Origin of the sequence: Brevundimonas faecalis (assembly GCF_040549405.1) — a bacterium.
GTDB lineage: Bacteria > Pseudomonadota > Alphaproteobacteria > Caulobacterales > Caulobacteraceae > Brevundimonas > Brevundimonas faecalis.
Genome location: NZ_JBEPTF010000005.1, coordinates 1 through 11,488, shown reverse-complemented (window position 1 = coordinate 11,488; position 11,488 = coordinate 1). Strand labels below are relative to the sequence as shown.

Here is an 11,488-nt window from a genome sequence, read left to right as displayed (position 1 = left end):
AAAGCGCACCGACTGGAGGGAGTGGTTGGTCTTCACGTCGGAATAGGACATAAAATTCAGAGCGCGCGCCCTGAGAGTTTTCCGCGCCGACTAAGACCCAAGACTGCACATATCCGGATTCAGGAGGACGCTCACTGACGCTTGTAACACGAAGGCGCGTAGAGCAAATCGTCTGACAAGTAGGAGTAGCGAGCTGCGTCGGCTGATAAGCATCGATGTCCAATATCATACTCCTTAGGGAACTGGTCGCGGCGTTCCGTTAGCATCCAGCCTGAACTGATAGGATGCAACAGTACCGCCCGAAGGTGAGATGTAAGTTGGGTTGAACGTGGAGCCTGGCGTGAAGCCGGAAAGCCCTCCGAAGCGCCCCACTGCACCCAACGCTTGGGATTCTGGCCGTATGGCGTTGGCGTGAGCGCTGGGGTAACTCGCGCCCTGCGCCATATCCACGCGTTCGGCGAACACGTGGGTCAGCGTAGCTGCCCCAAGGTTTGCATCCACAGCCGCCATTGAAGAGATATCTCCAACATCAACGTTCATTGATGAGGCGCTATCAATAAATGTTCCGGCCTCATCCTTCACAATGTTGAACTGAAGCTGATCTTTAGAATTGATAGCATTGAGAACAACGCCTCCGGCGAATGTTGATGCCGATGCGTCTGAAGATACCAGTTTTCCGTTTTCCTCAGACACACTCAATCCCGTTGTATCTCCCACCAGTTTCACGAACTCCTTTCTGTCACTCGCACTTCCGGAGAGGAGTACTTCTCGTGTCCCGGTCGGGTCGGTCCGGTTCACCGGATCATTTGCTACATAGGCGTAGAGGTTGACGTCATCCTCGTAGCCGATGGGGTCGGTCTGGAGGAAGCGGCCCAGGGTCGGGGAGTAGATGCGGGCCTTGTAGTGGTACATGCCCAGTTCGCGCAGCCAGGTCTGCCCCGTGTACTGGAAGCGGCCTGTGTTCGTAGCGTTGGGGATGCCGTACTCGTCATAGGCGTTCATCGCCGTCACCGCACCCGCAGCGTCCGTCCTGGCGACGATCGAGCCCTGATGATCCGCAAGCAGGTATTGCGGCGAAGTCGTCCCGGCCCCCTCGAACCAGACGAGCGGCGCGTCTTTCCCATCCCCGTGCACATAGCGTCGCAACAGGCCGCCCTGGCTGTCGTACTCCGCGATCAGCCTGTCCCCGTCGTACACGTAGCGCGTTGCCGGATAGCCGCTGCTCGAGCTCTCGAACAGGCGCCCCAACGGGTCCCACGACAGCAACGCCCCGTTCGGGCCCCCGACCAGCCGGTTCTCCACGTCATAGACATAGGTCCCGCCCTGGCCGTCCGACGTCAGATTGCCGTTGCCGTCATAGGTGAAGCTCGCCGGCCCCGCGGCCGTGTACTGGTTCAGCCCGTTCACCGCATAGGCCCGGTTCACGGTCACATGGCCCGTATATCGGTAGACGCTGCTGTTCTGCGACCGGCTGACGACCTGGCCCGACGGATTATAGGCGAAGGTCGTCGCCACATCGTGTCCGACGCCCGCCGGATCATGCGCCAGCCCCGTCAGTCGCGACAAACCGTCATAGGCGTAGGTCGTCGGCGACGACCAGGCGCCGTTGTTCGCGCGCTTGACCGTCGAAACCCGGCCCAGGGCGTCATGCTGCAGTTGGACCACAGCCACCACGTCGTTCAGGCTGACGACCGTCGTCCGGCCCAGACCGTCGCGTCCGTAGCGGGCGTATTGGCCGTCCGGATAGGTCAGGATCGTCCGCGCGCCGCTGACGTCGTACTGATAGCCCTGCGTCGCCGCCAAGCCGTTCATCGTCGTGGTCGAGGACGTCTGCCGCCCCGCCAGATCATAGGCGTTCGTCACCCCCTCGCCCGTGTGTCCGTCGAACCGGGCGTAGAGTTGCAAACCCCGCAGATCATAGCCGTAGTAGACGTCTCGCGTCGCCCACGCCGGCAGGTTCCCGCCATCGGGAATGATCTTGACGCTCATCCGATTCAAGGCGTCGAAACCATAGGCGATCGTCCGCCCCGACGTCGATCAGGCCTCTGTAACCGGCTTGGCGCACGACGCCCTGAAACACCTGTTCGCACTGACTGCAGAATGAAAGAGACCCTTTGACGAGAGCGGATGCGAAACCGTCTCGCCTGGCTCTCTTACGGGGCCAGGGCGCACACAGGAACATACACGGAACATTTATTCTCAGTCTGACGCTCTGCCAGCGCTGAAAACTCGCCTGGAGGCCTTGGATCGGGCCGGCGGTCGTCGCATCGGCGCGGGCGTGCGCACGGGAAGCGATGACGCCTTTGCGTCGCTGGCCACACCGCCCACCCGCAACCGCCGCGACATCCGCCGCACCGGCATCCGCGCGACGTGCGCATCCTGCCGGGGTCGCGGGATTTTCACTAAGCGCCGTGAGCGGTCGTTCATGCCGCGCCCGAAAGTTGGCATCCACAAGCCGTTAGCGGGTCCTCGTCGTCAGGCCTTCTTACGTCGCCGTTTCGGCAATCCGCTCGGGTTGCCCCAGAAGGTGACGACGGCCAGGGATCCCAACAGCGTCAACGCCAGGCCCGCCACAGTCACGATCAGCCGATAGGCCAATCCCCCGACCTTGGCCGCATGGATCGGATATTGGGCGTTGGCGACCCGCAACCCCAGCGGCAGGGTCAGGGCGTCGCGCGCGCCGACGATGCGACCATCGGCTGGGTCGAACCAGACCTGGGTGCGGCCGTTGGGCAGCCATTCCGCCGCCCGGCGCATGCGCAGGCTGATCAGCCCCCCGGGCTTCGTGGGCAGGGACAGAATGCGCGGTTCCGCGTCGGGAAAACGACCTTGCGCCTCAGCCATCATGGCGGGCCAGTCCAGATCGGACGACAGAGCGCCGCCCTCATGCTCGGGCGGAGCCATGATCGCCTTCAGGTCCTTGCCCGGCGACAGGGCCACGGCCAAGCCCTCATAGAGCGGCAGCGCTAGGATGGCCCCGGTCGTCAGGACCACCGCCAGTACCGGCGCGCTCCACACCCCCAGGTCGCGGTGATGCTTGACGACCCCGGCCCGCTTCCAAGTCTTCGGCAGGACGGCGAAGGCGAAGGTCCGCCGCGTCGGCCACCACAGGATCAGCCCGGTGATCACGAAGCCCAGACCGGCCAGGCCCGCGATCCCGGCGATGGTCTTTCCGACATCGCCGATCAGCAGATAGTGGTGCAGGTCGAACAGCCACAGTTCGGGCCGCGCCCACAGGCTGTCCCATCGCGCCACCACCTGGCCCGTCTGGGTCGCATAGGCCCCGCGCGTCTTGTCCTCGTAGTTCAGGCGATGGATGCCCAACCGGTCGTCGGCCAGAATGACCGAACGCGGCCGATCAGGCGCGGAAAAGGCCTGGTCCAGCGCCGCGCCGATGACCTTCGGGTCCGCGATCCGCGCCTCGGCCGCATGGGGCACGACGGCGCGCAGCCAGTCGTCCTTGAACACCAGAACGGTCCCGGTCAGCCCCAGGACGAACAGCAGCAGGCCGATCAGCCCCCCGGTCCAGCGATGCGCCAGTCGAACCAGACGCATCAGAAGCGACGGTCCCACCCGAGGGTGAAGGAACGGCCCCGACCGCCGAAGTAGCGCAGGTTGTCGGTCGGATTGCTGGTGTCTGAGCTATAGGTCACATAGTCCTCGTTGAAGAGGTTCTGCACCGCCAGCGACACGCCGCCGAACGAGAAGTCGTAGCGCAGATAGGCGTCGGCCACGGTGTAGCCTTCGAAGTTGTTGCGCGGATCGCCGCCCTCGAAGTCACGCGACAGATAGGCCTGGACCTGCAGACGCGCCGACAGCGGGCCGTTGGCGTAGACGGCGGCGGCGTTGATCCGGTCCGGCGAGATGTTGGCCCCGTCGAGATCCTGGTCCACCCGGCCGTCGTCGTTTGTGTCGGTCTGACCGCGCAGGCGGGCGTAACCGGTCGAGACCGTCAAGCCTTCAATCGGCGTGCGAGCGCGCAGGTTCAGTTCCAGCCCCTCGATCTCGACCGCCTGACGCTGGACGTCATAGACGCCGTCGGCGTTGCGAACCAGGAACTGGCCCAGGTCCGACGAGGACCAGAAATAGGTGGCGCCGATCTCGAACGGCCCGCGCTTCACTTCCAGGCCGATCTCCTGATTGTCCGAAACCACAGGACTGATGTCGAGGAATCTGTCGACTTGGACACCGTCGACATTGATCGAGCGCAGGATGCGGCCGACGTCCGGCACGGTGTAGCCCTCGGCGTAGCTGGCGTAGGCCCGCACGCCGTCCATCGGCTCATAGACCACACCGCCGTTGACCAGGGTGGCCTCGAACTTGGGCGTGCCGCCTTTCACACGACGCGAGCCGTAGGAGGCCAGGGTGGTGAAGTCGTCGACCGACAACTCGACGTTCTCCTGACGCACGCCGCCGGCCAGACGCACCTTGCCGTCGAACAGACGCATATTGGCCTGGACGAAGGGGGCGATGCTCTGGAACTCGGTCGGCGGCACCCAGGCGCGGTTGGTGGCGATCAGAAGTTGCTCGGTGCGGTCCTTCAAGGCGTCCAGACCCAGGGTGGCGGTCAGACCCGGCACGCCCGGCACGGCCCGCTCATAGCTGGCGCGCGCGCCCAGCTTGCGCGAGCGGTTCGAGGATTGATCGAACAGGGTGCCGATCGGGGCGATGCTGGCGTCCTGCATGGTGGAGGAACGGTCCCCGCCGAAGGTGTCGCGCGTCCGGTTGAAGAAGACTTGGGCGCTGAAGTCGCCGCCCCACAGGTCGCTGTCCGCGAGCGAGGCCGAGACCGTCTCGACCCGGTTGCCGGCGGGTTCGCCCTCGATCTGGCCGCGCTCGCTGCTGGCCGGACGGCCGATGCTGCGATCGCCCGGAACCCGAACATAGTCCCCGTCGCCCTTCAGCTCGAAACGGTTGGCCAACAGGTCCAGCCGCACCGTGTCCGTCAGATCCCAGCCGAAACGGCCGAAGAAGGACAGGGCCTTGGAATCCTGCACCTCGCCCTGGGTGTTGTCGACACCGACGCGGCGGCCGTTGGCGTCATAGAAGGCCCCGCGCTGGTCATAGGCCACGCCGAAGACGCCGTCGAAGTCCCCGTGGCGATAGGCGGCCAGACCGCCCAGCTTGGCACCGATCCCGTCGCCTTCCGGCCCGCCCGAGCTGGAGACCTGGGCCAGCATCCGGCCGGTCAGCCCGCCCTCGCTCGGCGCGCCCACCGTCACCTGATTGACCACCCCGCCGGTGGCGCCTATGCCCTGCAGGGCGTTGGAGCCGTAGATCAGCTCGACCCGGTCCACGAAGAAGGGGTCGATCGTATAGCCGTCGCGCGAACCGTCGCGGATCGGCGTCGATTGCGGAATTCCATTGATGGCGTAGAGCGGCGAGCGCCCGCGCAGGCTCTCGCCCGAGCCGGTCAGCTTCTGCCGCGTCGGCGAAAAGGAGGGCGACAGGGTCGCGACCGCATCGATCACCGAGCCGCTGATAGCTACCTGTTCCGACAGGGCCTTGCGGGCGATGACGTCCACGGTCATCGGCAGGGCGCTGGCCGGCAGGACCGTGCGAGCCGCCGTCACCACCACCTCCTCCACCGTGCTGACCTCCGGCTCCTGCCGCGTCGTCTGGGCGGCGGCGGTCGAGGCGAAGGCGGTTCCCGCCAGCAGGGCTGAGACGGCGACAAATCCAGACGACCGGCGAAGCGGCAAGGCGCGCGAGAGGAAAGGCATGGGGAGGCTCCTGAAGAAGGCCTCGCGCTTAAATGCAATTGAGAGCGATTTGCAACACATGATCTAGCCAAAGTGTCTCATTTGGCTGGTTCCAATCCCTGTCGTCCCCCTGCACCAACCCCCCACACGCCTGTAGCGTGCCTCCTCTGTCGGCATTGCGCCAACAGCGGTCATTGGCACGGGTCAGGAAAGCCGCCACTGGGCTAGGTGTTAGGATAGCGTCCGAGGCCCGTGCATATTTCACGCACTCTGCATGACCGAGATTTAACTGGCCGCGCACCGGCGCCGCTGACTACCAAGCCTGAACACGGATTTTGGTATGTCATGCTCCTTGCCCTTCTCGCCGCCCTGTCACTGACACCGCAGCCTTCTGAACCTTTCGACTCCGAGACGCGCATCGAGGACGCCATCGCTGTCGTTCGTCCCGTCGCCTATCGCAGCCGGCAGGTGGACTGGGACGCCCTGGCTGAGGACATGCGCCATCGCGTCGAAGGCGCCCGCGACGACGTCGACATGCTTCCGGCCTGGGCTGCCCTGGCGCATGGTCTGGGAGACGGCCATTCCTTCGTTCAACCTACCTCCGAAGCGGTCGCCGCCTGGCGTGAGCGATATGGCGATCGCCCGCTCATGCCTGATGCGCCGCCTCGGCCTCGTCCGAGTTCCCGGTTCATGAAGCGAGCGGAGATCGAAGCCCACGCGCTTACGCTCGGCGCCGATCATGACGCCGAGCTGATCACGGTGCCCTCTGTCACTGGCTTTGGTGAAAAGGCCGCGGCCTACGCCTCCCGGCTGTTCGGCGCCGTCGCTGACGCCGGCCCGCGCACTTGCGGCTATGTCCTGGACCTGAGGGGCAATACGGGCGGCAATATCTGGCCGATGCTGATCGGGCTTTCGGGTCTGCTTGGGGACGGGCCCCAGGGCCGGAGCGAGGAAGCCGATGGCCTGGTCGAGGATTATGCCGCGCTGAGCGAAGGATCTGCGGTCGTACTCGTCGAACAGGGGCGCGGGTTGACCATGATGGCGATCGACAACTGGCGTTCCATCCCATCGCTCGCCGAATCCCCGGTCGCGCTTCTGCTGGATGACGCGACCGCCAGTTCCGGCGAAGGGGTTGCAGTCGCATTCGCCGGACGACCGCTCACCCGCACCTTTGGCATCCCTACCTACGGGATCGCCTCCTCCAACGAGGGGTATCCACTGGCCGACGGAACCAATGTGGTCGTGACCACGGCCATGATGATGGATCGTAACGGTCGAACCTATCCTCAGGGTATCACGCCGGACCAGATCGTCGATGACGAAGGGGAAGATCCTGTAGACGTCGCCCGTGCTTGGCTCGCCCTCCAGCCCGACTGCAAATAAGCGCTGGCGGAGGTTGCGCGGGTCGCTTCAGCGCCAGAAGCGGTCATTCACTGTGGACCGCAAAGGCGACATTCAGCACGCGCCTGAAGTCGGTTTCTAAGCCCGCTCTGTGCCAAAGCTAAACTCGTGCTGGAAATCCGACGCAAGCCTGCTGCTTGATTTTGCCGATCCAGAAGTCCGTGGGGCAAGCTCAGACCCGCGCCCAGATACACAACCAAAGATCTCGCCGTTCGGCGAGAGCACGGCTAGACTGTAGAAGTCTAGACCGATTCAACGGTCGCGCGGGAAGACACATGAGCCTAGTCGAACTGGAGAAGCCGCCGAAAAGCGCTGCTGCCGGGCAGTACCTGGGGTTCTCGCTTCAGCAGCTTCGCGCCTGCTACCATCTGTTTTCTGCGGCCGACAGCGACAGCGTATCTCTTGAGTATCTCGATGATGTGGCGGTTCATCGGGCGGATGGCTCGCTTCTCCTCGAGCAGGACAAGAGCACGCTCACCGGGAACCCGGCGGCCGACAAGGCTGTGGACCTCTGGAAGACGTTCTCAAACTGGGCGACGCTCTGCACCGACAAGACGATTGATCCTGCCAGAACGGATTTCCGGCTATTCATCACTCCAGCGAAGACCGGCGCGCTCGTAGCCGAAATGAGCGCCGCCACGACGGCGGCGGCCTGCGCCACGGTGTTGGCGAAGATCGGCAAGCTGGTAGATCCGAAGAAGCCGGACGTCGGCTGCGCGCCGCAGGTTCGAAAGTTTCTCTCCGCGAAGCCTGAGATCTGTAGCGCCATTATCGCCCGGTTCAGCCTGATCTCGGAAACCGACGCGCTTGAGAGCGTGCGCCAGTTTGTACGCGCAGGCCTTCCTCAAGCGGCCGTCGACAACATGACCGCAGCGGCGATTGGCATTGCACGCGATCGCTATGACCGAATGCTTCGCGAGGGCAAAACGCGGAAGATCGATGCGGTCGTGTTTCGTCGTCAGTTCCAGGCCTTCACCCGCACGTCCAATCTTGCGGGCTATCTCTTATCAAAGGCGCCTGTGCCCGCCGATGAGGTGGTGGCTATGGTCGTCAGTGATGCGCCGACATTCGTGCGACAGCTTCAAGCGGTCGAGGCCTCGAGCGAACTCCTGACCTCGGCCGTGAGCGATTACCTCCGCACGATATCCGATAAGGTCGAATGGGCTGAGGAGGGTTCCGTCGTCGCGGAGTCGTTCAATGAGCTCGATGGTCAGCTGATCCGCAAACATACTCTGGTGCGCGACGAGGTAGAGGACATCCATTCGGGCCTCAGCGAGCCTGAACGGGGACGCCGGGTCTACCGAGAGTGTTCCAAGGTTCAGCTCCCGCTAGATGGCCAGAGCTTGCCGTCCCACTTCATCGCCGGCGCTTTCAACGATCTGGCCGAGGGCGTGCGGTTGGGTTGGCATCCTGCCTATGCGGCTCTGTTCAAGGGCGTCGCACAATGACCGAAGTTCCCCTAACTCCGGTCGAGCTGGTCCAGAACCCCGCATTCGGCTCCCATCTCCTATGGACCTTCTGCCAAGCCTATCAAGCCGAAAAGATCTGCGAGGTGTCGCCGATGACGCCCTTGTTCCTGGTGCTCCCACTCACCTTGCATGGGCACACGATGCGGGTCGTGAAATCGACCAATCAAAGCTCAGGGCTGGCCAAGTTCGTCGCCAAACTCGCTGAAGAGCGCGAGCATCTCCTCGCCGTTCATACGCGCGCCCTCGCTATGCGCAATTTGACACTACAGTCGCTCGGTTCAGGGATCGTCGCAGGCCTGCTCGCCGTGGACTACGACAAGGCTCTGGTGCGCGCCAATCACGCCAGCCCGCCGAAGCCACCAGAACGACTCAAGTATCATGTCGCGAGCGCAGAAAAGCTCGGGCGATGGTTCGCTCGCCTGCCCAGGAATCAAGTCTTCTCTCTTCTGCAGGTCGAGGCCTGATGCATTTCCAGATCCTCAAACTGGTCCTGTGGTCGAAGGCAGGACATCCGCCGCGCATCGTCGAGTTCGAGCCCGGCATGGTCAATGTGATCAGCGGCGCCTCGAAGACAGGCAAATCCGCCGTTATCCCAATCATCGACTACTGCCTCGCTTCTGGGAAATGCAGCATTCCTGTCGGCGTGATCCGCGAAGCCTGTTCCTGGTTCGGCATCGTCATCGATACGCTCGAGGGGCAGAAGCTCCTCGCCCGTCGTGAACCGGGGGAAGCCCGTCAGACCGGGGACATGTTCCTGCTGGAGGCCGACGAGATCGAGGTCCCGGAGGAAGCGCCCGTCAAGAATATCACCGCAGACGCCGTCAAGCGCCGCCTGGACAAGCTCGCCGGGCTTTCCCAGCTCGGGCTAAACCCTGACGCAGAGGTAGCCCGCGTCAGCTTCCGCGACCTGATGGCTTTCACCTTCCAGCCGCAATACATCGTCGCGAACCCGATGGTCCTCTACTTTAATGCGGACACGACCGAACATCGCGAGAAGCTCAAGGCAATCTTCCCCTATGTTCTCGGCGCGTTGACGCCACCGATGCTCGCCGCGCGATGGGAGATTGATCGGATCAATCGGGAGCTCCGGCGCAAGGAGTCCGCCCTCAACGCGGCTCGCACTGCCGTCCGCACATGGCAGACGGAAACGCAGGGCTGGCTCCGCATGGCCATGGAGTACGGCCTCCTTCCGGCCAACACTCCCATCCCTGAAGACTGGAACGTCATCGTCGACCTGCTGCGAAAGGCTTCCCAGTCGAACACTCGCGGCGCTGTCGCCACGGTGGAGTCCATCGACGGAGCTTTGGCGCAGTTGCAGGCCCTTAGAGAAGCTGAAAGCAAGGCGGCGGTGCATTTGGCTGACGAGCGTCAGCGCCTGAACGAAATCCAGCGCCTCTTGAGCAGCAGCGAGGCCTATGGTTCGGCAATCCGCATTCAGCGGGACAGACTCGACATCGCCGGGTGGTTGAAGACGCGCGCCGCTTCGAGTGACGATCCTCTCGTGGCCTTGGGAGACAGCGGGCGAAATCGTCTCGATGCGCTGACCGAGGCTCTGGCCAGCCTCGACGTTCAGCTTCGCACCAAACCCGAGATGTCCGACGCGTTCGACCGCGAGCGGCTGCGACTGCGCGGAGAGGTCGAGAAGGCCACTGGAGCGTTGGCGGGAATTCGCCAGCAGATCGTCCTGCTCGAACAGAAGTCCGAACAGGTTCGGGCGGTCACCTTCCGTCAGGACAGTATCGAACGCTTCGTCGGACGCCTCGAACAGGCGCTACAGTCCTTCGAAAGGTCCCAGGACGGATCCGCTCTCGCCGATGAGATCGTCCTTCTGCGCCAGCAGCTTGATGCCCAAAAGGCGATCTATTCCGAGGCCGCGGTTCAGCGGAAAATGACCAACGCCCTGCTGCAGGTCGAGAAGTACGCTGGCGAGATCGTTCCACGGCTTGACGCCGAATGGCCCGATGCGCCGATCCGGATCTCGGTGCCCGACCTGACCATCAAGGTCGTTCAGACCGACCGTGAAGACTATCTCTGGGAGATCGGAAGCGGAGCGAACTGGCTTGCCTACCATCTGGCCGTGACCCTCGCGCTTCAGCGCTTCTTCCTCAACGACGTCAATCACCCCGTCCCCGGGCTGCTAGTTTACGATCAGCCGAGCCAAGTCTACTTCCCGAGCGGATTCGAAGTGACGGATGTCGAGCAGCCAACGGGACGGACGCGGGACCAAGACATCGCCGCCGTCCGCAAGGTGTTCGAGACCTTGGGCTCCGAGATTGTTCGCGCCAAGGGACGCCTTCAAGCCATCGTGCTGGACCATGCGGGCGATGACGTGTGGGGCGAGATTCCGGGCGTCGCCTTAGCACAGGCTTGGCGGGGCGATCAGAAGTTGGTCCCGCCTGAGTGGCTCCAAGGCTGATTGAAGACCCGAGAAGCGCCAGAAGCGGACATCGCTTCCGGACCAGTTAGCAGACATTTCGACCTGAGTTGCCCTTTCGAGATCTCACCGTCAAACCGGAACGCGCGATTCAGGCCGTCATGCAGATCCCGCTAAGGTAGCAGTTCTTCGCCACTGGTGCTCTCTCCCGTCAGAACTCGATGCCGATCGACGGATACAAGATCCGCCGCGGCATCCTGCCGTTGAACCGATATCCTTCGTTGATGACCACCCATGGCAGCATCACGCGTGGCTGAGATTTCCGAAAGCCAGGCAGGGACGAAAAGCCCTGCACGTTCTCCAGATGGTCGTGGACGGCGAACTTCACGACGTCTTCCAGCTCAAGATAATACGCCGGTCGGGCCTGAACGCGCTCGAACCGAACCCGGCGGCGTTGCTGGCGCTGGGTCAGGCGCAGACAGCAGAAAGCCCCGGAGCTTTGAGCTACGGGGCTTTGAGAGTTTTGGGTGCGGGAGCAGGAT

General features: G+C 63.4%; 8 protein-coding genes. 4 read left to right on the top strand and 4 right to left on the bottom strand.

Annotated elements, in window-relative coordinates; translation table 11 throughout:
- Positions 1–234 precede the first annotated feature (234 nt).
- From ABIE19_RS15375 to ABIE19_RS15365, 3 genes are all read right to left on the bottom strand, one after another.
- Positions 235–1,989 carry an RHS repeat-associated core domain-containing protein gene (locus ABIE19_RS15375; protein ID WP_354090106.1) on the bottom strand — a complete coding sequence of 585 codons (1,755 nt, stop codon included), beginning with the start codon at positions 1,987–1,989 and terminating at the stop codon, positions 235–237.
- 486 nt (positions 1,990–2,475) lie between these two features.
- Positions 2,476–3,555 carry a PepSY-associated TM helix domain-containing protein gene (locus ABIE19_RS15370; protein ID WP_354090105.1) on the bottom strand — a complete coding sequence of 360 codons (1,080 nt, stop codon included), beginning with the start codon at positions 3,553–3,555 and terminating at the stop codon, positions 2,476–2,478.
- Positions 3,555–5,723, bottom strand: a complete 2,169-nt coding sequence (locus ABIE19_RS15365; RefSeq protein ID WP_354090104.1) for a TonB-dependent receptor — start codon at positions 5,721–5,723, stop codon at positions 3,555–3,557. The genes ABIE19_RS15370 and ABIE19_RS15365 overlap by 1 nt, the downstream gene beginning before the upstream one ends.
- Positions 5,724–6,047: 324 nt before the next feature.
- Between ABIE19_RS15365 and ABIE19_RS15360 the strand changes: the two genes are divergently transcribed.
- The 4 genes from ABIE19_RS15360 (at position 6,048) to ABIE19_RS15345 (ending at position 10,988) form a co-directional block, all read left to right on the top strand.
- Positions 6,048–7,085: a S41 family peptidase gene (locus ABIE19_RS15360; protein ID WP_354090103.1), complete on the top strand. Its 1,038-nt coding sequence runs from the start codon at positions 6,048–6,050 to the stop codon at positions 7,083–7,085.
- A gap of 293 nt (positions 7,086–7,378) precedes the next feature.
- Complete coding sequence (locus ABIE19_RS15355; RefSeq protein ID WP_354090102.1) at positions 7,379–8,551, top strand: ABC-three component system protein; 1,173 nt, start codon at positions 7,379–7,381, stop codon at positions 8,549–8,551.
- Positions 8,548–9,036, top strand: a complete 489-nt coding sequence (locus ABIE19_RS15350) for a three component ABC system middle component (protein WP_354090101.1) — start codon at positions 8,548–8,550, stop codon at positions 9,034–9,036. The genes ABIE19_RS15355 and ABIE19_RS15350 overlap by 4 nt, the downstream gene beginning before the upstream one ends.
- Positions 9,036–10,988 (top strand): DUF3732 domain-containing protein, encoded by a 1,953-nt coding sequence (locus tag ABIE19_RS15345; RefSeq protein WP_354090100.1) that lies wholly within the window; start codon positions 9,036–9,038, stop codon positions 10,986–10,988. Before ABIE19_RS15350 ends, ABIE19_RS15345 begins: the two co-directional genes overlap by 1 nt.
- Positions 10,989–11,157: 169 nt before the next feature.
- Here ABIE19_RS15345 and ABIE19_RS15340 read toward each other — a convergent pair.
- Positions 11,158–11,488: hypothetical protein (locus ABIE19_RS15340; RefSeq protein ID WP_354090099.1), on the bottom strand; the 331-nt coding region annotated here is incomplete at its 5' end.